Source organism: Bacillus sp. GW823-FHT06B01, from assembly GCF_058952315.1.
The window spans coordinates 19998-46262 of record NZ_JBXAHR010000008.1 but is presented as its reverse complement, the minus strand read 5'-3'; the positions used below and the strand labels follow the sequence as shown (position 1 = coordinate 46262).

Genomic DNA, 26265 nt, shown 5'->3' with positions numbered 1-26265 from the left:
TGTATTTCTATTGATTATTTCTTATCGAACTTCTACGAATGATGGGCTTGCAGTGATGTAGAAGTATTTACACTTGTACATCTTAGAACCGTTAACCATTAGCTCATCCACGATAGTGAACGCTTCGCCTTTTTTAACAGTCTTCTCTTTATCATTCCAGTCAGCAGAGCTGTAAACCCATAGCTCATCAACTTTAACTACAACTAACTTACCTGCATTACCAGTATTTCTACGAGCAAAAGTGATGTATGAAGGGTCTCCATATACCCATTGGTCTCCGCCAAGATTTAACCATCCATCTTTCTCAGCCCAAACAACATAGCTTTCGCCATTGTTCAACTTACGAAGAACCGTGCTGTTTGTGCTTGGAGCATTACGAAGATTAATGTTAGCCCCTTCGATATATGCGATACCAAGACCTTGAGTACCTGCATCTTTACCATTTCCACCACTTGGAGGGGCAATAGTGTTGCCACCATTAGTAGCTCCTTCTACCATTCTCTTAAATCCATCGAATCCACCTTTGCGGTCTAGGATTGGACGTGGGCAATATTTACCGCTCCAACGTTGATGTGGAACAACATTTCCTAAGCCAATTCCAGTGTATCCCATTAGGAATTTAACTAATTTAGCAACGTTTGCTAATGCTTGTTCAAAGTTACCGTCAGAGTTTTCACAAGTCTCGATACCGATAGATTGACGGTTTCCTGTTCCACTTGCTCCATCACCTGCGTGCCAACCATTTTCGTTTAACGGTAAATGTTGAACAATGCGCTTGTCATCTACTGTGAAGTGCCAAGATACACCTGCTGAACCTCCACCATTATTAACGAAGTTTGAATGCGCTCTTGCATCTGCGCCTTTGCTCTTATTCTCAGTTGTGTGAACTGTGATAAACTTAGGACTCATAGAATATGCAGGACGGTTACTATTTCCTTTCGGGATGATTCTTGCCTCGAATGGTACTCCATTAATACTGCTTACATTTAATACTGTCATAAAAACATCTCTCCTAATAATTTAATTTGTTTTCCAAAAACCAAAGTTACGGACGACTAGTTAAGCACTACATATAAATCACTCCTTTCAAGTTTCATTATTTTTTACACTTATAATCTTTTTTTAGAAAGCTCGTCTCCTTTTTGTTCCTGAGCTTCCTTATAGTGTTCTAGGTACTGAATGATGAACTGTGGCACGGGTACACCTAAAAGCATTAAATTTTCTGTGATGGAGATGCCCTCCACAGCTACGTAGAAACCTACAACAATTGTTCTAAAGATTGGCATGTCATTTCCCAACATTTTGTCCATCATATTTGCGATGATAATTACAACTAAGATTCCTGCTTTACGGAAAAGACCATACATCATTACACGGCTTCTTACACCACTTGTGGAAGCACCTTTTGCAATCCCTGTTAATATATCTAGAGCCATAAAAGTAAATAGCACTCCTAGAGATACATGCCAACTTCCAAACAGGTAATTTACAAGTGCAGTAAATGATGTAACCCATGCATAGTAAATAGATTGGTTGTTTAAAGCTACATTCACGGTTATCCTCCTTTCTGTTTTCTTTTTATGTGAAATGAAAGGAAGGGAACGCTTGCCCTTCTCAATCATTTTTCATCTCTCCTAATAATTTCATTATTTTTTCCATTTGTTCTTTAAGTTGAAGATTCTCTTCTTTAATAGAATGAACCTCTTCTTCTAAGGATTTAACCTTCTTATTAAGCTCTTGTGTACCTTTCCATAGCATAGCTTCAACCGCATATGAAGAAATACTTCGGTCATCTCTGACAATCTCATCAGGTGACTCCTCTACCACTAGACCAAGTTGATTTGCGCCAGTTGTTAAAATATTGTTGTTATATACATCTAAATGTTGTAATTTCTTTGGTGGTTGACATGTGTGTCTACCAAAATCAATCATGTCGTATGTATAAACAGGCGTGTCACAAATCTTATCTAATGCACTCTTCTCATATTCTTTGATGTTGGTTTTCCACTTACTTAAAGATGGACGAAGATAATCATTCGCTAAAACGTTCTTGAATCCATTGTCTGTTGAACGTTTGAACTCCATAACGTTACCACCAGTGTAGTCTTTTATCATTGACTCGCCTACAATCATTGCAGGATAATCAAATCGTTTAAATCCACCAAGATACTTGTATCTAGCAGAGAACATATGCTCATTGCCTTTGGATTCGTATGTCAAGTCATCACCTAAGTGACCAATTGTACCTGCTGTACCAACTGCTACTTCTTCAAATGGTAGTTGTCCATTTTTTAAATGAACAAGTGAATCATCAGGATTATAGATACTTGCCACAGTACCTTCTACAAGTTGTGCGCCATCAAATGCTACCCATCCTACACCAAATATATCTAAGTTTAGTTTGAATCCATAAGGTAGGTTATTAGGTGCTGTAAAAGTGTACGAGCTTCGATTGATTGAACCATCTAGTTTAGTTTGTGCGAATTGGTGTCCTGACATCTGTGTAATCGCATTGCCGTTTTTATCAACAAATTGAATACGAATATTAGGATATCCCTGCACCAGTTTTCCGCCATCAGATGCACATCTAGCAAATGCACTAAATGTGTAAGTTCTACCTTGAGCAATGGTAGGTGATTCTAATACTCCACGAACCCAGTGAGAGGAATTTACTTTAATTGCTTTACTACCGAATAGATGTGGTCTATTTGTATAATCACCAGTATCAATCTCAAGTCTTGGTGCGCCCAACTGCTTCCAAAATGGAGAGTGAGCAATGGTAAATGTACTATCTGCATCGGGTACAGTTCCATTTGGAGTCATGAACTCAAAACTATGGTCGGGAATAAGATTTGAACGTGGAATAATAGAATAAGTCGAGTCTGTATAAGCATCTTTCAGCAGAAAATCAGCATCAGATACGGTTACTCCTCGTGAATCTAATTTAACTTTGTTGTTTTCAATGGAAATCCTATCTGCATCAATCTTACCTGCTTTAAGAGACCTCACATCAAGTGTCTCAGCTTCAACGTGTCCACCGTGGACTTTGACTTGCTTAGCACAATATAGCTCCCACTCATAGATATGGTTGCCGTTATTAAACACGTTACCATTCGCATACAATCGTAGGTATCTAGCAGAGATTGCAGGAGTAAAGTTATCAATCGTAGGGTTGTACTCTTTGTTTCCACTTTCTTCCTCAGAAATAGATGTAGCCCATCCTTTATTTCCACTCTTACCTACAGCATAATTCCAATTCGTTTTATCAGTAGAATACTTAATTTTGTACCAATAGAATCGTTTACCACCAGTGTAGAAGAATGCTCTAGATTCAGAGATTCGATATGTCTTACCTAAATCAATCTCAATATAGCTACCTTCTGCACCATTGTTACTCTGATTCCCACTACCAAATTGAGAGAATACGTTGTAATCAACTTTGTTCTTACCATTTGTAGGTGTTGTTCCTGAGTTTGCAGGGACAGGAGTGAATCCACTAACAGGCTTACCTCTTGCAATGTTTCCTTCTTGAACCTCGCCTTCACCAACCGTAAGTTTGTCTGTTGTAATAGACTCAACAGCTAAATGCTTACCTTTGATTGTGCCATCAACAATTAATGTTCCCTCTGACATTCTCTTACAGAATAAAGAATCAAACATCGTGTAGTTATTAGCATTCTTTTCTCCGCCAACAGAAACACCAATTCGCATCGCAACGACACCTTTTGGAATAGTCACTGTCCAAGCGATTTGCTTCCAAGTTGTATTCAATGTATCAGAGCCGATAAGGTGATTAACTACTTTACCTGCTTTATCTAATATTTGAACAATGAATGTTCTTGTCGTATCAGAACCACTCAGAAGTCTTGCTTGACCTTCAAGGTAATATTGCTCACCTTCGATAACTTTCATAGGCTTGCTATCGTAAATATCATTAAACTGACCATTCCACTTGATTCTCAAGTAATGATTTCCTTGATGAGCATTAGTAGGGTCATTGATAATTTCAAAGGTATTACCTGTGAATCCTAAGTTTCCGTACTCCATCGTTCCGTTACTAAACAGGTTATCCCAGTTACCAATCGCAACTTTATTCGAAATGATAGATTCGTTTTTCAACTTTCCTCCATCAATTTCCGTCGTACCTGTAGCAGTCCATTGGTCAACACGCTCATAAGCTGTATCCCATGATTTGCGGTCTTTAACGAGTTGAAGATTCGCATTCTTGATTTGTTCTTTCGCTTCATTCGCTGATTTATTTGCTTCATCAGCTTTCTTCTTAGCCTCATCAGCAGAACCTTGAATCTTAGTGGAAACCGCTTTTAAGAGTTTGACTTTCGTATCATAATAGTCTTTGAATTTATTTCTAAACTCATCACCATTGATAACCGATGCAGGTACAACAGGGAAAAGGATTGGTTTTAAGTAAGCGTCTAATGCATTGTAAGCGTTTATGAAAGCTGTTTTTTCAGCGCCAATACCATACTGATTTGCCTGAGCTTCTAAGGTTGGTTTCTCAGCCGAAATTTCCTGTAATTCCTTCCTTATGCCTAGTTTCTCATAAGGTGTAATTACATTGTCATCAGCCATTTCATTTAATTCTTTCAAAGCATTACTTGCTTTGTTTTGAGCTTCATTAGCTTTACCTTGTGCGTTATCAGCTAACTCTTTAGCTTTATTACTAATAGTCTTTTGTAAATAAGCCTTCTTATCGTAAACAGTCTTGAACTGACCACGTAAAGTGTCTCCTACAATATCAGATGTATTAGCCATGTCCTTTAAAATTGGAGCTAAATAATTTGCTAAAGCATTTAGAGCTTCTTCATATCTAGTCTTCTCTGTCGTGATTTTGTAGTAATCTGCATTTGCTACAATGTTTGCTCTTTCGGCTTGCAGAACTTCTAACTCTCTCTTGATAGTTTGTTTCTCTGTGGCTGTTAACTTATCATCACGAATCATTTCCATCAGTTTGTCAGTTGCTTTTTCAGCATCACCCGAAGCTTTGTTCCACTTGTTTGCATCTTTGATGAATTTCTCATCTAACTGACCACTTGCTCTTGTTAGATTGAAAGTACCATCAGCATTGAATGTCTTTTTAAGATTTCCATCAAAGGAATCAAATGTAACTTTACCTTTAAGATTAATCTTCTCAGACAACATCTCAATTGCTCGTGCAGTTTGAATGATTTGTGAAGTGATTGCTTCACCATTAATCTGATTCGTTTCAGTAACTACTAAACTGATTTTGCCTGCAACTTGTTCAATCATAGAGTTCAATTCTGTCGCTAATTCGTCAACATGAGGTGTCCAAGAAGTGATAACTCTACCAAGCTGTAACATTGGACGTGCGAACCACATCGTACCATTCTTTCTCACACTCAATGTAATTCTTATTCTAGTTGCCTTTGCAGGAACAGTTCCCATTACAGAAATTCGTTTCCATTTCTTATTATCAATAGCTTGATAATCTTGTTGTGTCTCAGATAGATATGTATCACCTTCGTAGTATTGAATAGCGATTTTCCCACCTGCATCAAGGTCATATTTCTCTACATACTGATAGACACTTGCAGTATATTGTTGACCTTCTTTACAATCAATCCACTCAGAATTAGCAGTCGTAAATGAATTGGTTGTTTGATTTTTAGCAGAAACTTTGATTGAATTTGAACCTTCAAACTTAATGTTTCGGTCTACATCGACACTGCGATTTGCATCCTTAGTAGTTGTCCATTTACCTAATCCATTGTCGAACTCAGTATCATGCAACATGTTATTTGATGATAAAAACTTCACATCATCTTTGCTATAAACATCATTAGCATCAGCTTTATTCTTGAATTGAGTAGATTTTGTAACAGTACTTACGATTGCATCGTCAGTGATTTTTTGCTGTGCTTCTCTTAATTGTTGAGCTAAACTATCAGCATTTTCAACCATATCTTTGAACGCTTTACTATTTGTTACCTTCGCAACAATCCTGTCTTCTCCAACTTCAAATGATACCTCTGTGATGTTCTCTTGAAGCTTATCTAATAATTTATTTCTAAGTTGGTCTTCGGCAGTGTAGTAAGCTCTGAACTTATCATTAAATGTCTTTCTGACAATATTAGTAGCTACACTCATATTGCTAGCATCCAACAGTGGCTTATCTCCATGCTTCTCAACGAATAGGTAGCGGTTTAACTCAGTATATTTCTGTTCTAGAACCTTTAACTCTATTGGTCTTTTTGAAGCTTCAACCCACATCTTTACAGCCTGTCCGTTTAAGTTTTTGTAATTTTCAGCTATTTTATCCCATTCTTCTTTTGTTCTACTCTTTTCGTATGAAGATAGCACACTATCATTTGTGAACTCTTCGAAGAAATTATTTGAACTTGTCCATTTTTCAACTAAGTTTACCGTCTTATCACCAGTGCGAACCTTAAATGCCTTAGCATCAATTTCTACACCGTTCTTATCAAACTTAAATGTTCCTGCTTCATTGACCATGTCTAAGTTTTCACCTGCAATGATTTGACCAATGATTCTTTCAGCGACAATACCCGTTGGCTTGATTGCTGTTTTCCAAGTCTCACCATTATCACGACTCAATGCTAGTACACCCGATTGAGCTACCAATACATCGTTTGGATAATCAGGATTACGGATAATGATACCTCGACCACCAATAGTTACAGAGTTATTTACACCTGCATTAATCTGCTGTTTCGTTGCATCCCATTCACTAGACAGTAATGATTGAACATCTTTAGAAACGTCTTTTACTTGATTCCACTTTGACTTATTGCTCTCAACTGTTGCCGATGCATGTGAAGATTGATAAAGCAATTTGATTAATTTATCTTCATCCGTCTCGATATTAGTCACGTTAGCAATCGTCAGTGAAATGGATGCGCTTTCAAAATTGTAGTTAACACCAATAATAGTAGCCAACGTATTAATCCCCATTTGAGGATATGCAATGTGTATCTTGTCACCTAATCGAACCTTGTCCCAGTTATGTTGCTCATCGACAATTTCCAATAGGTTTACGATGTCGATATTAATAACCATTGTTGGCTCACGAAGAGTTTTAAATGCCTCTTTACCTGCTTGATACAGCTCTTCGGGGTCAGTGATTCTATCATCGCTCCATTCCTTCTCGATGATATAAAGATTTCTTTCTTCGATAAGATGAGGCTCGAAATTGTATTCAAGAGATAAAGAATCTCTCATTTCATATAGCTCGTCTTCTACTTCATTCAATCTCTGTCTGTAACTTCTAAGTATAATTTGCTGTGTTCTTAAAGCACTTGCCTTAGCTTTCTTCTCTTGAGTTAACTCTTCAGTTAGCTTTTTATTCTCAGAAGCTTTTGCCATATCTAACTTATCCATCGTTACATTCAATTGACCTTCTGCAAGTGTTACTTGTGTTTCTTGCTCAGCAACTAGTGTTGATTCACTAATTTTTTGGTCAATCAATCGTTTGACTTCAAGTTTATTCTTCTCAATCTTCTCATCTAAATCTAGGATAGCGTGACATAATTCATCACTCATATAGTAGCTACTGCGAATCACATTTTTCTTAGCATCACGCTCGAATGGATACATGAAGAAGCTAAAATCTTCTAAATATCCTACACCAGTAGGGCTTACTGAGTTAATTGATAGTCCATCACTACCATAAACCTTTAATCTTGTAACCATTTCATCCGTCGTTCTTTCACGGCTAATGGTATTTAGATACTTGCCATAGTTAATTGTAAATCCACGATTTTTACCAATTTCTTCGGCTTTATATAATTTAATTTCTCTATTTTCTGTATCCCAAACAAGTACAGCATTCAATGTTTGAGCGATTTGAATCACTGCATCTAAAGCTGTAGTTGAAGAGAAATCATATGCTCTGTACATATTTTCTAGCTCAGCAGACATTTCACTGATATACCAACCTGTTCCTGATAAAACATCAGCAAATACTTGTCGAGGGCTATATGACTCAACGTTGTATTCACGAATAATCTTACCTGCTAATTCGTATCCAAGAGAAATTGCACTGACTGTCATTTTGTCGATATCACTACCATCATCAGTAATGGCTTTAATCATAAACCATTCTTTATGTGCGCCCACTTTGACCTTTGTTAAGAAACGTTCCCTCACTAAAGCTGTGTTTGGATTGTCAATTAACTGGTGATTAAAATCAACTTTATAAGGGATAGTGAACGTAAGCTCGTTTAAATCACCAAGCTTCGTATCTAATGAGATTTCGGATGCTTCCGATAATCGAGATACCACTCGCATATTAGGTTTTGCTAAATGCAGAACTGGTTTCTGTGGTCTTTTGGTTCTATCTATGTCTAAAAACATCGTATTGCTTACTTCCCCTTTCGTATTCTAAGAAAACCCAAAATAGACAGATGCATATGCACCTGCCTTGTTCAGATTCATTATTTATTACACTTGTATCATACCATAAAATCTGACAATTGTCAAACTAGTCTTAACTCATAATTATAACATAAAATACTGATTTTATGCAAGATGTAAGATATAACCCTTAGTATTTTTCGTCAGTTAAATACTCAAATTCGGGCGGTGTAATTTTTTTCAGATTACACACCTTTCTCAATTGCTGAACAGTTGCCCAATTTCTAAGGAATCTATCTTTCCACTTAGGATAATCTTTGCTAGTTGGACTTGGCTCTACTTTAGTAGGCTTTTCCTCAACAACCTCTTCAACCACATCTTTTGCTTCCTCTTTAATTTCATCATTTGTTTTATCTTGTTTTTCTTTGATAATTTCATCAACAACTTCTTTGACAACTTCTTTGATTTCGTCTTTTAAACCTTCTTTGTCTTTATCTTTCATACCTTCAATTACTTTATCAGTTACTTCTTCAACGATTTTTTCTTTTTCAGAATCATCAATAACTTTAACTTCATCAATAGTAGCCTTACCATCTTTTTCGTCTTCTTGCTCTTTTACTTCGGCTACTTCTTCTTTTGGCTTTTCCTCTTTGATTTCACCTGTTGTTTCCTCATTAACTACTTCTTCAACAACATTGCCTTCATTTGGGGATACTTCTTTTTGCACTTCATTTACTGTTGGATTTTCTACAAGACCATCCTCAACATCAGTTACAGTCGCTTTATCCTCTTCTACTTTTGTCTCTTTTAATTCATCGACTGTCTCACTTTCGTCCTCGACTTCTCCTTCGACACCTTCATTTAATACTGGTGTCTCATCTTTGATTGTCGGCTCAGTCACATCCACTTTATTTTCAACTTCAACTTCATTTGCAGTTTCTTTTTGCACTTCTTCTAGTGGTGTTACTGTTTCATCCGTAATAACCTCTTCATTTGCTGTATTCATTTCATCACTTCTCATTAAGAATCTTGGTTTTGCCATTATTCTGTACCTCCTACTAATCCATCTATCTTCTCTTCTAATTCCATTAATTTAATTTCTAAATCAGTTAACTGTTGACCTAATTCGTCTTTCTCTTCTTTAAGCTTTTCGTTCTCCTCAGTTAAACTAATCTCTAAGTCTGTCATTGTCTGACCTAATTCATCGTGCTTTCCACTTTGTTCTACTAGGTCAATTTCAAGGTCTGAAACTTGTTGACCTAGTTGTTCATTCGTCTCACCATGCTCCATCAGTTGAATCTCTAAATCTGAGATTTGCTGACCAACCATTTCCTCTCCTGTTGGCACACGATTTTCTCGCTCTTGTTTCAACCATTCCTTTTCAGTCATAGTATCAGACCATGTTTTTGTCTTCGGATTAAAAATAGCCACTCCATAAACAGTTATAGGTGGCTGAACATCTGTGCAATTTGAAGGGATAACCAAATAGCTATCCCCTGTTTCTTCGTCTACTTCTATAGGAAGTTCAAAATCATGAACAGGTTGCACGTATTCAAACTTTTCATTAAACATGTAAAAAATACTCATTTCATTCCCCTTTCTTTTACTTGTAGTAACCATTGATGATGATGAAACTAGAAGCACTTCTTGAGTTTTGGCAAATTAAGTCTCCACCCCAACTCACATGAACTGCACATGGAACATAATTTGCTCCACCAGTTGTATCATATGTTGCAGTAATAGCAGTCCAATAGCTAGGCTTCATGAAGTCAGGTAATTTACCAATAGCTACACCTGCATTTGTACTTCCTCCTGTAACCAACCCTCTGATATGCTTGAATCCAAATTGGTCAATTCCATAGAATAGAGCATTTCCCTCAGGAAGTGGCTTGAATCCATTTTGATAGTTTGTGAATGCACTCCACTTGATATGACTTCCATCATCAGTAAGAGCAACTTTTTTACCGTCATAACTGAATGTTCCGTCATCTTTTAATTGCAAGTATTTACCTGATTTAGAGTTGTGTAGGTATGCATCACCTGCACCGCAACCAATAATTGCATTCTTACCATTTTGTGTAACATGTAATTGACCATCGTAAACTTCAAACTTACCGTTACTTAAAACACCATTTGGCATGTCTTTTGCGTAGTTCAAGTTAATCTTATCGTTCGCAAAACCTACTAAAGCACGTTTACCGTGAACAAGTAAATCTTGACCTCTTATAGCAAAAGCACCTGCTTCGAACTGACCGCCATTAATTACCTTTAGGTTGTAACCACCTTCAACTTGAACAGCCTTTGTGCCATTATCAATTGCAAGATGTGTTTTCCCTTCTTTTCTATCATAGAAACCAGTTCTATCAGCTCTGCTGAAAATACTTGTATGGTCATGGAAGTAAATATTTGGTTCTCCTCCATTGTTTAGTGAAATATTTTTACCTGCAACAAGATTTCCTTCTACAACTGTATCTACAGCGTTGATATTAACTCTTTGCATTTGTTTGCCATTGTAACCAGTAATACGTAGATTCTTCGCTTCATCAGCAGTTGTACCGCTTTGAATGTAGTTTGAATCTCCTTCATATGGTAGGATGCGGATTTTCCCTGCTCCATTTTGTGCTATGATAGGAGTTGATTTTTCGCCTGCTACATTCACTAGAAGTTGACCAGTCATCGTGTCTCCACTTTTTGCAACTCGGTTGTTCACATCATTTACGGTTGCAATGTCTACTCCGTTCTTAGTTAGTCTAATTGGTTCGAAGTTTAATTGACCAGTATTTGGATTTAATCCAAATACATTTCTCTTATTCTTCCAATCGTATAATCCTAACCCTGTTTTATTGAAATAGAAACCTGCATCAATATCTGTTGATTGTGCAAATACTCTTCTTTCTCCTCCGTTTGTATCAAATTTCAAGTTACCTGTCATTGTATCTCCTGTTTTAGATACTTGCTTAGCGTCACCTGTATTAATAGCAGAGTTTAAAGTATCTTCATCTGCTAATCGTCTCCATGCTGACCATGAAGCTTTTGCCCATGCAGAACGAACGAAAACTTGAGAGTTTTGGTGTGAAGTGTAACGTTGGAATAATGCTTGGTTACTTCCAGTTCGATAAACTTCTAACACACCATATGGATAACAATTTGGTGGCGTACTAGCATGTCTAGTTCCTGTTGCATCTGTAACAAGATATAATCCTGTTTCAGTAATAGCGTGCCAATCTTGTTGTACAGTTATCGTTTGTGAAGAATCTCTCATGACATTCCATCCTTTATGGATTACATCATTTCCATCAACCGTTAGCTTACCTGCGACATTCACTCCATTTGCAAAGTCTTTGCCATAGTTAAGTTCTAATTTATCGCCACCATTTGTAGCAAACCCAACCATTGCACGCTTATCGTGGACTAACAAGTCTTGACCACCGTTAGTTCTCCAAAAACCCCAACCATTCGGTGTGACTGTCTTTTTCCACGGTTGCCATACTTTATTGTACATCTGACGCTCATACGTCTCTACTGTAGTAGTATTAAACCATGTAGCACGTTGATGAACCCATCCATCCCCATGACGCATGATTTCGATGAACCACCAATTACCCGTAGCTGGAAGTGGCGCATCTTTCATTTCAGCACCCATGTAATACCCACCTGCTTGAAGACTATTGAAGCTTTGGTTACTTACTGAAATAGGTCTTCCATCATCTTGCGTTAATTTATGTTTCTGACCAATACCTGCAACAAGTGATGAAACTTCATCTTTCATAGCAATTTCTTTACTATTAACAAGAACCCTTTTACCAACAAGATTTAAATCTCCACCAGTCTCATTGTTGATTGTCATTAGGTCTGAACCTGCTCCTCCGAATCCCATATAAGCTCCACGTTTTGTTGGCTCTTTTGTTCTAGGGAAGAAAGATAGATATCCGTGGTCTGCTGAACCTGCTACAACTTTTGGATTAATCATATGAAGGTCATCAGTAGTATCACTTGTTTTATTTAGCTTTTTGTTTAAATCATCAGAGGTCGCAACAGCTTTACCCATTACTGTTAGACCGTTTGAGTTTAATTTCATCATTTCACTAGTAGTTGTACTGTTTTTAGTCAACCATTTGAAATGTTCATTTCCATTGTCGCCAGTCTCAAAGGCTAAGTAGCTATCAGTATCAGCATCGCTGTCATTTTTAAAGTAAACCTTAGCATAATCTGTATTCATATTCCATGTGATACCATCTAGGGTTTTATTGAAGTTTAAGTTACCAGTCATAGTGTCACCTGTTTTAGATACCTGTTTAGCGATATCATCGGAAGTTGCAACGTCTTTCCCGTTGATTTGCATTTTCATAGCAACTACAGCGTCTTTGTCATCTTTACCTTGGATTTTCCACAATTTATTCTTAGCGTCATAGAATGATTGCATCTTTCCTACGCCATACGTTGTAGTGTTATAACTACCAATCTCAAAGTATCCTTTGTCACTTACAAGACCATTACCTGCTACAATCTGTCCATTTGTAGTTAATGCGCTGTGAACTTGCACACCATTCTTGAAGTCACCTAAGTAGTTTATTACCAGTCTGTCATCAGCCTGAGCTACCATAGCTCTTTTATCTCTAGCTAGCAAGTCTTGACCACCATTTGTACTCCATAATCCCCAGTCTTTATGAATCTTGTCATCTTTCACATGAGCTAAAACATTCTTCATGTCTTCATCGGTAAAATAGCCTACTGGTCTAGAGGTACTACTTAAATTACATTCTGTAGTTCCAAAGAAATAACCTTGCAACAATGCAGAATCGTGATTTTCAACAGGAACAACTTTATTGCCTCTAGGGTCTGTAAAGTCTGTCTCTTGAACTACAGCTCGTTTACCAAATTTCAATAGATTTGTAATGTTGTATGTATACCCACCCACTAGATATACGTGAGTTAAGCCACTCTCAAGATTCGATAAGATTTTCTTAACTAATGGTTTATCTGTTGCATAAGTCTGTCTATGAATAACTTCATGGAAAGGAGCATTGCTTCCCCAACTTGTAGGCATGGTATGCAGAGATAAAGATAAGTTCGGATTCCCTTGATTATCTTGATGAGCATTCCTTTGAATTAATACCTTTGTATAACCATCGAAAGAAACGGGGTATGCTTTCTTCGGGTCTAGCTTTGTTAAATCAATTCTATACTGTGATGTGATTCGCTCATCTGTATATTTATTTGCATTGCCTAAAGTATCATTCCATACTTTCTTTTCCGCATCAGTTACTAATCTATTATTGCCATCTTGAATGATGTTTCCACCTTTAGTTTTAGGGTAATAAACGTCCCACCCTTGAGCTGTCTTACGTTTCATCGTAATATTTTTATCAGCCATTTTTACACCTTCCATTCCTTATTAAAATAGGTGTGAAACAATTGCTTCACACCTCAACCTTCATGAAACCAAAATGTATTCAAATTATCTGTTTTCGGCTCTGTAGCGGAAACGACAATATTGAATCCTTCTTTGGCTAAATATTCTTTTTGAATATCAAGAGCATTTTCACCTTGCTTCTTAGCATAATCACCTTGACCTTTCGCATAATCAGCTTGTGTTTTAGCATTCGCTCCCTGAGCTTTTGCATAGTCACCTTGAGCCTTAGCATAATCGCCTTGTTGCTTAGCGTAAGTCGCTTGGTCATTTGCGTTCTTAGTTGCTGTATTCGCATTATTTGTAGCAGTTACAGTTTCCAGTCTAGTCTTTTCGGTCTCCGCAATTTTGTTCGTAGCTTCAAGTACTTTGGCATTTACTTTCGTATCTACTTCTTTGACTTTCGTATCGAACTCTCCGACCTTTTTGGTTAACGTTGTGTTTACCTCAGTTATTTTTGCATTCGTTTTGTTATCGACTTCTGTGATTTTATTGTTAACCTTTGTATCTATCTCTTTAGATTTATTAGAAAAATTCGTATCAATTTCAGCGTTCTTATCAGCTTTATACTTATCTAATTCAGCCTTTTTATCTGATACATATTTTTCATACTCAGCTTTTTTAGTATTAACAAATGAATCAGATTTGGTAATCACAGCATTAGTTTTCGTGTCTACTTCGCTGATTTTATCAGTCATTTTCTTTTCGCTAGCTACTGTTCTATTTTCAACCTCTGCAATCTTATCTGCGATTTTCTTTTCACTAGCCTTAGTACGATTTTCAATATCAGTGATTTTCGCATTGGCATTGTTCGTAGTTTTAATAGACTCTTGTCTAGCACTCTCTGTTTCTGTGATTTTCTTATTCCCTCTATCTAACATTGCATAAGTCTCATCGACTAATGTTTTCAATGTATCAGTAGGCTTACCACCTTCGTATTCAGTCCAAATACGACTCATAGGAATTAAGAAAACCCCAGTACCCATGAACTTAAATTTCAATCGCTTACCATGAGCAGATTCATGGAAATAAACTACACCATCACGATAATCAACACTATAATCAGTAGGATTCTTGATTTCATTCTTAGTCTTTACTTCATTCCAAAGAACATCTTTTGCATCACTAACCACAACCTTGTTCACTCTATCAGGAACTTCTTTAAGTGGCGCACGTCCATTTTGAACTACTATCATCTCTGTAATATCTAAATACGGGTCACTTGAATCACCTTTACGCTTAATATAATGCAATGGTGAGCCTTCGGGGATATTACCCTCATGAGCAAATTTCGGCATACTCTCACCTTCCTTTCATTAGAATCTGAATTTATTTTGATACCTAAATCGAACCTTACAATTACCTTCGATTTCAAAATGATTGTCTCCATATAAGAGTGCAGGGACATCGCCAATCATGCTGTCATATCTATACACACCCATACGGCTTGTTTCTATCAATTCTTTTTCACAATTCACATAAATATCTTCTTTATCTTTGAGATTAATTAATTCAAAGATACGTCCGTGGTCACTGTGATTTATAAAAGTAACTTTTCCATCTCCGATTTTAGTAAGTGAAATTTCGGGCATTGTTGTTACGTCTCCTGTGTTACGAAGGACTACTCTAGTCTTCCCTTTGCTTTCACTTAAATCATAGACATCAGTCATGTATATCGGACTATATAAATATGGTGAATTGCATCGCATTTTCAGCGTGACATAACCTTCTTTGAGTCCGTTGTGAGTGATGCTTGAGTCATTCACAGGCATACAGTAATAGATTTTATCAAACTCCTCTGAGAAATAGAGAGGTTGATAATAGTCTTGATATAGCCATTGGATAACTTCTCGTATCTTCTTCTCATCGTAAGTTTCCTCAAAAGCAAATGTTAATTCGAACTCAAGTGGCTCTTCATCTACTCTGAATAGATAAGGATTTGGATTTCCTTTTACTTTCTGCTCTACAATACTTCTGTTGGCTACGAATTGCTCCTGATACATCCCATCCGACATATTAACATTTACAATCCCAAACTCAGAAGACCATTGTCCTGCATAATTGAAATATAGACTTTCCTTTTTAGTTGCCATCTTTTCACCTCTAATTCATTATTTATTTCATTTGCAAAAAAGAGAAAAACAAAGAAGATAGGTCTCCCTATCTTCCAAGTTTCTTCAATCCTCCAACTACTGTTTTCAACACTGTTTCTCCGCCTTTTTTATCTCCTGTCAACTTATCTACATACAAGTTAATCTCATATGAGCTACTAGCTCCTGCCATAGCAGGTTTAGCACCGTTGAAGCTTGATAATAATTGAGGAACTTGAGGCATGAATTGCTTAACCTCTTTCATGATTTCAGCAGTACGTAAGATATCACCAGTTTGCTCTCTGTTAAGAACTAACTCCTTCTTATGAAGCATTGCCATCTTGCCTTCGTTACCCATCCAGTCACCAGTGTAACCACCAGTATCGAATGCTTGGATGTAGTTTTTGTGAGACCATCCTTCTGTCGTTCCTCGTGCGTTAGAGAATCTAACTTTCCACCAATCTCCGCTTTCGCCAAGGATTTGAAGGTTCGCACCCTGTAGGATTCTACGGATGATTTCTCCTTGCATACTTGGATTGTTACGAATATGCAGGTAACTATCGTCAGTAACCTTAACCACTCGACCTCTTGTTGGCATCGGAGGTTTTGGTGGTGGCGGTGGTGGCGGTGGGGGAGGAGGCGGTGGTTGTGGTTTCGTTGTTACTGGTGGTTTTGTCTCAATCGGTTTTGGTTTCTCGATGTTGCTTCCACTAATACCATTGCCATTGCCTTCATATGGATTATGAATTTTAGCATTATTAAGCTGATTTACTTTATCAATCGCTTTGTCGATAGTGAAAATTAGATTCTCAGAAATCGACTTACTAAATTCCTCCAAATTGTTTCTTGCTTCCTCAGAGAACTCACCGATTTTAATCGAGATATCTCCGAATTTCCCTTCCATAACTTCGTTCATTGTATCGTTCATTTTTTCTAATTCTTTACGAATTGTTTCAAAATTCCCTTTGATGAACTCGTCACGAAGGTCAGCCCAGTACTTTTCGTTATCTAGAATTTTGTTATAGTGTTTCTCAATCTCTTCTGCTTCCAAATCAAGTTTTTCAATCTTGTCATTGTAAGCGTCATCTTCTTGTTGTTTTCTGTCTTCTAGAGCTTGGATTTCCGCATCTCTTTGGTCTTCCAATGCTTTCTGTGCTAACTCTCTCTCACGCTCTCGTACCATGTTGTTAATTTCTGTTTCTTTTTCAGCCAATTCTCGTAGTAATTGTTCTTTTTTCTTTCTAGCATCTAATGAATCGTCGAGAGACAGTAGAGAAATATGTTTTAACATTTCTGAACGTTCTTTTTGTAATGCACCAAGACTAGAGTTGAAGTCTTCCTCTTCTTTATCTCCTGTCATTAGTTTCAATTTGTCATCGTATAATTTTGTTATTTTAGCGATTTCTTCATCGTAGTTTTTCAATTTTTGATTATGAGCTTTTTCAAGAGCTTTCTTCTCTTCTTCAATTGCTTTAAAGGCAATCTCTTTAGCTTTCTCATAATATTTACGCATCTCTTCAATTGCTTGGTCAGCTACGCTTGCACGAATATCCTTAATCTCTTTTTGAGTTTGAAGGATACTGATTGTAACATCACGCCAAGCTTTTTCATTTGTCATGATTTGCTCGTTTAGCTTTTCAACAATTTCCGCATTGCCTTCGTTTAATTTTAGTTGTTTTTGTAACTCATCGTTTAGATTTTCGTAATGTCCTTTAATTGTTTCTAACCAGTTCATCTTGTCAACATTTAAGTTAACAATCTCACCGATTTTGTCTTCATCTGTTAAGTTGATAATCTCTTTTTGGAAATCTAGTTTACCTGTTTTATAGTGTTCGATTTTCTTAACAACTTCTTCATACTTATTGATTATCTCATCTAAGTAATTCGTAATTGATTCGTTCATCTTTTCACTTACAGAGTTCTTTAGATTCTCAATTTCAACTCTCAACGATTGGATTTGTTTGATATTTCCATCTAAATCTTGAGCTAATTTGTTATATCTTTCACGTTGCTGTTCTGTATGAGAACTAATATTTTGGAGTGTAGATAATTCATATTGAAGTTGACTATTTTTATTGATAAGTGTTTGTAATTGTTTCTCTGATTCTTTACGTTTCTTCTCTTCGATTCCTGCAATTTGAATTAAAAGCGTTCTGTATTCAGCCGATAATTCTTTAACACGATTCATATGGGCTTCAAGAATACCTGCTTGAGTAGATAAATCGCCCATTAATCTATCGAATAAATCAGGCTGAAATGCCTCTTGCATAGATTCACTAGTTCGACTGTAAGCTAACATTGGAGGTGTTTCATATTCACCATAGAGCGTTTGTGAATCTTTCCAATCATCATATGAATGGTCAACATCAAAGCTTGAACGTACCGATACTGGTTGTACTGCTGAGACAGACATTGGAGCCATTGGAGGCATTGCGTAGAACTTAGGCATTATTTCCATACCACTTAGGCTCGTTGGAGCTGAGGCAAATGAATAGTATACAGGTGATTCCACACTAGCCATTCTAGGAGCAGGAGCAGATTGCATTTCGCTTTTCTTACTTGTCCAGTCTTTCCACTTCTCTACAGCACTGTTGTAGATACCTTTGAAGACTCCTGAGAAAGTTTCCCATGCTCTCTGAGCCATAGATGCACCCTCTTGACCTTCTTGACCAGCTTTTTTCATTGCTTCTCCTGCGTTTTTCGCACCATCTTGAACACCTTTACTTCCAGTCTCGGCATCCTTTTTCATGTTATCCATAACTTCTTTTGTTTTGTCACCAAGTTCTTTTTCACTCTCTTGGTTCTTCTTGTTGGCGTCAACTCGTTGCTTTACACCTTCACCATGTTTTTGTGTATATTCACTACTTTTAATAACCATACCGTTTGATGTAATCGTTACTGTATCAAGCATTTCTTTATCTTTGTCGATATTCGCTTGAACTTGGTCTGCTTGTAACTTACCATCTACAATACAATCACCGTATGCATCTCCTAAGATGTTAATTGCATCTTCAAGTGCCTCTGTTTCCGATTTATCTAGCTGTTTACCCGAAACAAGTTTTGCGTTTGCATCTTCAAATGTTGCTAATGCATCACGCCTCTTACCAATTTCCTCATCAGTTTTTCTGATATAAGCATCTTGTTGAAGGACTTCTTCCCTTGAAGCATTGTTTTTATTGAAAATCGCTTCAATTTCTCTCATTCTTGCTTTTTCACTCTCGGATAAATCAGCAATATTCTTTTCATATAAACCTGCGTATTCTTTTTGCAAACCTTGTTCTTCTCTAATTGCATCCATGTTCAATTCAACTGCGCCAGTCTGCTCATTGTAACCTGTTACAAGGTCAGGGAATTGTTTTGCTAACTCTTCACGTACTTGTTTATATTGTCTTTCTTGTTTTTCATTTCGTGAAGTCATTTGTCCTAATCTATCAGAAGAGGCAATTAATTCTTCGGTTGATTTTACTTGGTCTGCACTCATACCAGTGATAGATTCTAGTGTACCTGCTAAATCTGAACTCTTTTTATCAACATCCTCAATACTATCCGCTAGAGCTTTGTTGTCTCCTGCTCCGATTTTAGCTTCTTTAGCTTCTTTAGCAACTGCATCAGCCAAGTTCTGAACCATAGCTTTTGCTTTATTAGAACTGATACCTTGCCCTTCTAGTTGTTTTGTTAATTCTTTTGCTTTGTCACTATTCATGCTGAATTTTTTACCACTGTCTACTAATCCACCAACATAGTCTTTCAATTCTCTTTGAACACCTCTCGTAGCCTCGGCTTGTTTATCAAAGCCTTTTGAAGCTGTTTGAGATGCGGAGAATGAATTTCTTAAAACAGGTGGAAGCTTTGTTAAAGCTTGTCCATACGAAGTTGCTTCTTTAGTGACTTTCTCTGTATGTTTCTCTAAATCAAATCCTTTTTTACTCCAATCAGCAGATGCGTTTTTGGCTTGAATCATTTTTTGAATTAGCTTTTCGTCTTCTGCTGTTAAATCACGAATTGAGTTTGTTTGGTCTTTGTTTTTCTTTTTAGCTCTATCTCTTTCATTTGTTAGTTTAACTTGTTCTTTTGCTACACCTAAGATAGCTGTACCGCTTTGTTTAAATGCTTCTTTAACTTTTTTCTCAGATTCGTACAATTTCATGTTAGCTTCGGCAATCTCTAGAGTGTCTTTTTTAACTGTAGCTCCCATTCCCGAACCAATTACTTTTCCTTCTTTTTTGTAATCATAATCTTTCTTTTTCTTATTGTAGTCATCTAAGACATCTGAAAGTTTTTCGTTTGATTTCTTTTGCTTTTGTTGCGCTCTTTCTAGAGAGATTTTCTTTTCTTCTTTGGCAAGGGCTTTTGCAAGTTCTAACTCTTCCTTAACAGCTTCAACACTTTTCAGTCGAGCATTACCCTGTGCATCAATTTCTTTTGTAGCAGTAGGTAATAATTTGTTGATTTTATTTTGAACTTCTTCTAATTTTTTTGCATCTTTTGGACTCAAAGCTTCTTTTCGACTTCTAGAAAGTAAATCATAATCTTCTACAAGGTCTTCTAATTCAGAACCATGATTTCCAATTGCATCACTTGCTTCTTCTACACGTTTGTTGAACTCTTCTTGTTCTTTTTTCATTTTAGCGAAGTAGTTTATTGTTTTCTCAATAGCGACTCCCAACGCCATAAAAGCAATAGTCGGAAGAATTGCTGTACTCATAAAGCCTACTAGCCCCATGAATCCTGCTTTCATTAATCCAATACCTTTTGTTGCGATATTCGTTGCCATTGCTACACCGTTGATTTTAGCTGTAGTTGTAGCTAAAGCCATGTTAGCCATGTTCATCTTTGCAACATCTAGCATTCCTGCTTTACCGTTCTCTACTTTTGCTTGTTTTACTTTTTGAATCGCATCATGATATTTCATCATCTGCTGTGCGCTTTGTTCGTAGTATCTATCAAGCTTTTTAGTTGCCTGTGCATTGATTGCTTGTCCTAATTTTGTTTGAGCATCCGCAAGTTGAACAGTTGCCTGTCTTGCTCTTCCTTGAGTAGCTTCAAGACGTTCCATTCTTGTAGTTGCCTGCTCAATTGCTCTATAGTTGAACCCTGTGAATTTATTATCAAGCTTTGGAATACCATGAATAGCTTTTGCCATTCTTCCAAACATACCAACAGCCTTTTCCCCACGTTGAACCAATTGTGAAGTAGCTTGGTCTCCATAGTTAGCTTTCATTTTGTATGCTACTAAACCTGCACCAACAAGACCTAGTACAGTACCTAATACACCGAAGTTCTGAGCAAGAGCTGATACACCTTTCATCAGACCTTGTGTCAAGTCTAAAGCCAACATGAATCCACCATTTAAGAATGCATCACCGAATGCTAATGCCATCTCAGATAATGAGTTCTTTAGTCGGTTAATTCGTGCTTCTAAAGATTTTTGATACTCAGCATTCTCACGCATTGCTGAACCTTGAGAGTTTAATGAGTCATTTGTCGCTTTAACAGCTAAATCCCAGTTATTCATTAAGGCTAAGAAACGAGTTAAATGGTTACGTCCTGCTACTTTAACGGCAATATTTTGTCGTTCCATATCAGTCATGTATTTCCATTTACCTGCTAAATCACTAAATACATTCTCTACTTTACGTGCATCTCCACCTGCTGTACGAATAGAAACACCTACACCTTTCAGTGCTGTCTCTACATCGGGAAGTGTTGTTACACGAGAGTAAATTGTTTTTAAGGAGTTACCAATTTGTTTACCTGATTCCATCGTTGTCGCACCAATCGCTGTTACGTGTCCAAGTAAACTATCAATATCTACTCCAAACGTCTTAGCTGTTGCTGACGCTTTCATCATTGCCTCTGATAATTGTTGAGTCGAAATCGAGTTATTGTTATCGACTTCGTTCATTTTATCTACTAGGTCAATAGATTTTTCTACTTCGAAGTTGTAACCGTTCAGCGTTGCGATTAATGATTTCATCGCATCATCTGCTTTTAAGTCAGATACGTTCGAAGCTATCGTCGCTGTACGAGCTAATGAAATTTGTTGCTGTTCAGATAATTGGTCATAAGAACGACTAATCTCTGAGATTGTGTTTAATACATCTTTCGCACTGTTACCAAGCTCAGATGCCATCTTAATACCACCCTCGAACAGAGCGTTAGTATCTACGTCGTCACTAGCAACACGACGTAAGTCTGTCATGGCTTTATCTAATTCTACGATTTCTTTCGTTAAAGTTTTGATACCTTGAACAGAACCATAGAATAATGTTGTACTAGCAAACCAAACTGGCACACGTTCTAAAGCGATTTTTAACTGCTCTAAAACACCTAAGTTTTTGTTTGCATTGTTTCTAAGTTCGCTACCCATACGAGTAAGCTCTCTAGATGCATGGTTTAATACATAAGCAAACTCTTGAACACTCTTTTTACCATCGTCGATACGAACTTTAAACTTAGACATTTGCTGTCCATCTCGACCGATTTCGTTGCTCATACTAACAATATTAGCTTTAGCTCCGTGCATTGTTCTTGATAGATTTTGAACGTCTCTCTCGAAGGATTGAACGTTATTTTTAAAACTACCAAAATTAATCTTATCTCCAACGTTGATTGTTTCTCCTGCTTTTAACGATTTAACAGCACTATTAACCTTCTGTTCTAGTCGTCCCAGTTCACTTTCTAATCGTTTAAGATTCTCAACACTTCTATCTGTCTTCATTGAGTTCGAGATAGAATGAGACATACGAGTAAATTCTTGGTCTACATTTTTCAACTTAGGAGCTAGCGCCTCTAAACGTCTACTTAATGTTTCGAATTTATTCGTTTGCCCAATAGAAGTATTCACTGTTTGTAGTGATTTACTTACTTTTAGTAATTCTCTATCTAACTTATCAAGCTCTTGAACTTGCTTAGAAGTTGTAATACCTTGTAATCTAGATAGATGTTGCAAGTACTTATCTGTGCTGTAGCTCTCAGTAGAGGCTTTAGCTCTCAATTGTTGAACTTGTTGCTCTAACTGAATCTTACGACGTAAGAACGCTTCTTCTTTCTTTTGCTCAGCAATAGAAGCAGTGCGCTGTCTATTAAGTTCACGTTGCAATTCAATTTCTCTTTGAATCTCTTGGTTGATTCGTGTTAAGGATTTTAGCTTTTTATCATTGTTATCTAATCCACCGATTGATTGTAATCTCTTAGTGAACTCTAATTCTTTCTCACGAGATAGTGTACCTTTCTCTTGAGCGATGTTAAGCTTTTGCTGTAGTCCAAGCATCTTATTTTGAACAGCATACATTTGGTCAAGCTTTTGACGACTCTCTTGATATAATGCTTGCTTATTCTTTAGTGTTTGTAGAGTATCCTTATCTAGTTTTCCTAGTTGCTGTAATCTCTCTACTTCTTTAATAAGACCTGTATCACCACTTGCTCTTAATTGACGTTTAAATTCAATTACAGACTGTTCTAGTCTCTTTAGAGCTTTCTCAGACTTATCTACATCCTTATCATTGATTAATGACACTGTATGACGTAGTTGGTCTTCACCTTTTAATTTCTTGTAGAAGCTATCAACTGCGAACGTTAATTTCTTCATTGTTCCGTCAGCTTTTTCACCTGCTACAGTAATTCTTTTTAGATTTCCTTCTGCATCTTTATCGAATGTATATCCAACTTTTGCATTTTTAAAGAAATCACGGTCAACCATACGACTAAGGTTTTGAGCCTTTTTCTTCCACTGGTCTTCACCGAAATCTGCATCTTTGAATGTTCTGCTCAGAGAACTTTTAACAGACTTATTTACCTCTTCACCGATTGTCTTACCTGCATTCTTCCCAACTTTTTCAGCCTGTGCTTTGTCTGATTCAACTTTGACTTTTACAGATTTATTAGCGATTGAATCAGAAAGTCTTTTGAAAGAGTCTTGGTCTAGCTTTGTTTTTACTGCTAATGTAACGTGCTTCTTCTCAATACTGCTTTTGAATGTATTCCAAGATTCACCATCAAGCTTTAACTTCGCTTTAATGGAGACCATTTTCTTCTCTAAGCTACTCTTAAAATTCTTCCATGCTTCGTTATCTAACTTCAACTTAGAAATCTCAGCATTTAGCCCCTTATGACCATTAAGCTTGCTCTGTAAGTCTTTAGTGTCCAAGGTAGCTTTAACCTTAATATTTAAATCTCCTGCCATTCTTTCTCACGCTCCTTTGTAGTAGATTGCAGGTTTAAAAAATTTGCAAATTCTTTAACTGTCCTAATTAGTTTTTGGCAATAAAAAAGCACTTTGTACAAAGTGTCTTAAAACGGTAATATATGCATATATTGATTGTTATTCCTTAGAAAATATCGTCTAAATCTTCGCTGTCGTCACGTACAACATAGATTTCTGTCGTCTCACTACTAGCGTGACCTAATAGCTTCTGAGCCGATTTAATATCTTTTCCATCTACTGCAACGATATGTGTTGCTCGTGTAGAACGGATTAAATGGGGATGAACACGAACTCCTAAAATATCTGAGAACAATGCGCTACACCAGTGATTGAACATGTTAGCTGAAATTTGTCTGTAGCCTTCTTTGCTACGTGCTACGAATAAGTAAGGACAATCATCTTCTCCTCTTAATTCAAGCCAACGTTTCATAGCTGTCATAGCTCGTTCATCGAATGTGAATTTACGAACTTTACCTTCTTTCCCTCTACCTTTCGCACGAATAGAATGCGTAATGTAGAACGGTTTATCATTTCCTTCTTTGTCTTTTGCTTTCGAATAATCAACTACTTCTTTTAGTAATTGACGACTCTCCTCTCTTCGACAACCTGTCGCATATGTATAAAGTAAATACGCAACTTCTTGATATCTTTCACGCTTCTCTAATTCTTTAACTAGAGTTTCAAACTGTTCTTTTGTTAATGGGACTTTCTCATGTTTCTTTACATTTGGTGGGTTGGGAATGTTTTTGTTGTAGATATTGCGGAATGTTTCATATTCATCAAGGTAGTAGATTTCTAGATATCCACATAGACTCGATACAGCAGAACGTTTGAATTTAATTGCAGAAGATGATAATCCTTCTTGAATTAAGTAGTTCTGATATCTAAGTGCATCCCTTGGTTTCAATTTGTGTAGTGGTTTGTTCATACAATTGTTTTTCACCCACATGAAGAATTGCATCAATGCAGAGCGATATTGTTTTAATGTTTGCGGAGATAAATGACCTTGAGTCAAGAACTCCTCTGTAAGTTGTCTATTAAATGGGTCGATTTCATTCTCCCATACGTCTTTGGTTACTTCGGGCAATCTTTTAGCCACGAGTACTCACCTCCTAAGTTACTGTGATTCCTTTATTTCTTAATCCTTTTTTGAGAGCATCAACATGTCGTTTTGATGTCTGTAATTTAATAGCAGTTGGCATTGTAAATTTCCTTGCTACTGGGTCTCCCATGTGTTCTTTTCTGTAATACTCAGAAGTTGTCCATGTGTAACCTTTACCTGTTTCAACTATGTTTGCTACATTCTTAAATGACATCGTACTTGCTCTTGTATCGTTCTTTAGGTTAATTGCGACCGAATTAGAGCCTCTTGATACTTTGTACGGCATGTTCTTGTAATCTAATAAACCGCCTTGTTCTTTACGTCTCGTATAACGTGAACTAGGCGGAAAACTATATACATGAGCTACAATGCTCTCTCGCATGGTATCTCGCACTTCTTTAACTACTTGAGATTCCATTGTTTTTTGTAGCTCACCCATAAGATACTTTTCCAATTCAGCGATACTGTTGAAATCCATAATTATCACTCAGCTTTTTTTGGTGTAACTAGCTTTCGAACTTCTTCATTTTTGATATCCATTTCATCTAGCTCATTATCAAGAGCATCTAGATTTTTCTTCATTTCATCTAAAGTTTTATCAAGTGTTTGATAGAATTTCTCCAATTCACCTTGAGGTAGATTGTCCATGATTTCACCAACAAGCTCTAAATCTAATAGGACTTTTAAAGTATCAATCTTGCCATCAATGTCGTCAGGAACATTTAGAGATGTGAATTTCTTGATGATGATTACAAGCATGTATGTCGCCAATACTTCATCAATAGATTTACCTGCTTTGAAAGCTTTGTCTCTGTCAGAAAGAAACTCAAATACAGCCTCGGAAATAGCACTAGCTTTGAAATGCTTATTCACTTTTAATGAGTACTCGCCAACAGTTACGTCAATCATCTCGTCAAGATGTTTTACATCTTTTTTGATGTTCGTAATATTTAAGGCTTTTGGTTTAGTAGCCTTAGGCTTAGTCTCTACTGGTTTAGTAGCCTTAGCTCCCTTAGTAGTTTTAGTGATTTCTTTTTTAATAGTCTCTTTTGTCATAAAAATTAACTCCTTTTCTCTCATTCATTTAGTACTCTTGTAGAGTAAA

At 36.8% G+C, this 26265-nt stretch carries 12 protein-coding genes; all 12 read right to left on the bottom strand.

All coding sequences use genetic code 11. The annotated features are described in order from the left end of the window. Positions 1–21 precede the first annotated feature (21 nt). The 12 genes from AC1Q8N_RS25960 to AC1Q8N_RS25905 all read right to left on the bottom strand — a co-directional run bounded on the left by AC1Q8N_RS25960 (position 22) and on the right by AC1Q8N_RS25905 (position 26216). Positions 22–999 (bottom strand): N-acetylmuramoyl-L-alanine amidase, encoded by a 978-nt coding sequence (locus tag AC1Q8N_RS25960; protein WP_098392759.1) that lies wholly within the window; start codon positions 997–999, stop codon positions 22–24. 110 nt (positions 1000–1109) lie between these two features. Next, complete coding sequence (locus AC1Q8N_RS25955) at positions 1110–1553, bottom strand: phage holin family protein (RefSeq protein WP_218008345.1); 444 nt, start codon at positions 1551–1553, stop codon at positions 1110–1112. Between the two features lie 61 nt (positions 1554–1614). Next, complete coding sequence (locus AC1Q8N_RS25950) at positions 1615–8352, bottom strand: phage tail protein (RefSeq protein WP_098640187.1); 6738 nt, start codon at positions 8350–8352, stop codon at positions 1615–1617. Between the two features lie 190 nt (positions 8353–8542). After that, the gene (locus tag AC1Q8N_RS25945) at positions 8543–9394 is read right to left on the bottom strand and encodes a hypothetical protein (RefSeq protein WP_098392756.1); all 852 of its coding nucleotides are present in this window, start codon (positions 9392–9394) and stop codon (positions 8543–8545) included. Beyond that, the gene (locus tag AC1Q8N_RS25940; RefSeq protein ID WP_098392755.1) at positions 9394–9939 is read right to left on the bottom strand and encodes a YomQ N-terminal domain-containing protein; all 546 of its coding nucleotides are present in this window, start codon (positions 9937–9939) and stop codon (positions 9394–9396) included. Before AC1Q8N_RS25940 ends, AC1Q8N_RS25945 begins: the two co-directional genes overlap by 1 nt. Positions 9940–9955: 16 nt before the next feature. Then, positions 9956–13726 carry a pyocin knob domain-containing protein gene (locus AC1Q8N_RS25935; RefSeq protein ID WP_098646393.1) on the bottom strand — a complete coding sequence of 1257 codons (3771 nt, stop codon included), beginning with the start codon at positions 13724–13726 and terminating at the stop codon, positions 9956–9958. 53 nt (positions 13727–13779) lie between these two features. Then, entirely contained in the window at positions 13780–15060 is a 1281-nt protein-coding gene (locus tag AC1Q8N_RS25930) for a hypothetical protein (protein WP_098392753.1), read from the bottom strand. A gap of 18 nt (positions 15061–15078) precedes the next feature. Next, a complete protein-coding gene (locus AC1Q8N_RS25925; RefSeq protein WP_098392752.1) occupies positions 15079–15855 on the bottom strand; it encodes a distal tail protein Dit in 777 nt (258 codons plus the stop codon). A gap of 67 nt (positions 15856–15922) precedes the next feature. After that, positions 15923–24037: a phage tail tape measure protein gene (locus tag AC1Q8N_RS25920; RefSeq protein ID WP_493521432.1), complete on the bottom strand. Its 8115-nt coding sequence runs from the start codon at positions 24035–24037 to the stop codon at positions 15923–15925. A gap of 145 nt (positions 24038–24182) precedes the next feature. After that, a complete protein-coding gene (locus tag AC1Q8N_RS25915; RefSeq protein ID WP_098392947.1) occupies positions 24183–25157 on the bottom strand; it encodes a tyrosine-type recombinase/integrase in 975 nt (324 codons plus the stop codon). 13 nt (positions 25158–25170) lie between these two features. Continuing rightward, positions 25171–25638 carry a YomN family phage-derived protein gene (locus AC1Q8N_RS25910; RefSeq protein ID WP_493521431.1) on the bottom strand — a complete coding sequence of 156 codons (468 nt, stop codon included), beginning with the start codon at positions 25636–25638 and terminating at the stop codon, positions 25171–25173. Positions 25639–25643: 5 nt separating this feature from the next. After that, positions 25644–26216: a YomO family phage-derived protein gene (locus tag AC1Q8N_RS25905; protein ID WP_098640074.1), complete on the bottom strand. Its 573-nt coding sequence runs from the start codon at positions 26214–26216 to the stop codon at positions 25644–25646. Positions 26217–26265: the final 49 nt, after the last annotated feature.

What these genes read in the sequence shown, in the direction of transcription:
- AC1Q8N_RS25960 (WP_098392759.1), bottom strand. Translation starts at nt 999, where the DNA reads ATGACAGTATTAAATGTAAGCAGTATTAATGGAGTACCATTCGAGGCA.
- AC1Q8N_RS25950 (WP_098640187.1), bottom strand. Translation starts at nt 8,352, where the DNA reads ATGTTTTTAGACATAGATAGAACCAAAAGACCACAGAAACCAGTTCTG.
- AC1Q8N_RS25945 (WP_098392756.1), bottom strand. Translation starts at nt 9,394, where the DNA reads ATGGCAAAACCAAGATTCTTAATGAGAAGTGATGAAATGAATACAGCA.
- AC1Q8N_RS25940 (WP_098392755.1), bottom strand. Translation starts at nt 9,939, where the DNA reads ATGAGTATTTTTTACATGTTTAATGAAAAGTTTGAATACGTGCAACCT.
- AC1Q8N_RS25935 (WP_098646393.1), bottom strand. Translation starts at nt 13,726, where the DNA reads ATGGCTGATAAAAATATTACGATGAAACGTAAGACAGCTCAAGGGTGG.
- AC1Q8N_RS25930 (WP_098392753.1), bottom strand. Translation starts at nt 15,060, where the DNA reads ATGCCGAAATTTGCTCATGAGGGTAATATCCCCGAAGGCTCACCATTG.
- AC1Q8N_RS25925 (WP_098392752.1), bottom strand. Translation starts at nt 15,855, where the DNA reads ATGGCAACTAAAAAGGAAAGTCTATATTTCAATTATGCAGGACAATGG.
- AC1Q8N_RS25920 (WP_493521432.1), bottom strand. Translation starts at nt 24,037, where the DNA reads ATGGCAGGAGATTTAAATATTAAGGTTAAAGCTACCTTGGACACTAAA.
- AC1Q8N_RS25910 (WP_493521431.1), bottom strand. Translation starts at nt 25,638, where the DNA reads ATGGATTTCAACAGTATCGCTGAATTGGAAAAGTATCTTATGGGTGAG.
- AC1Q8N_RS25905 (WP_098640074.1), bottom strand. Translation starts at nt 26,216, where the DNA reads ATGACAAAAGAGACTATTAAAAAAGAAATCACTAAAACTACTAAGGGA.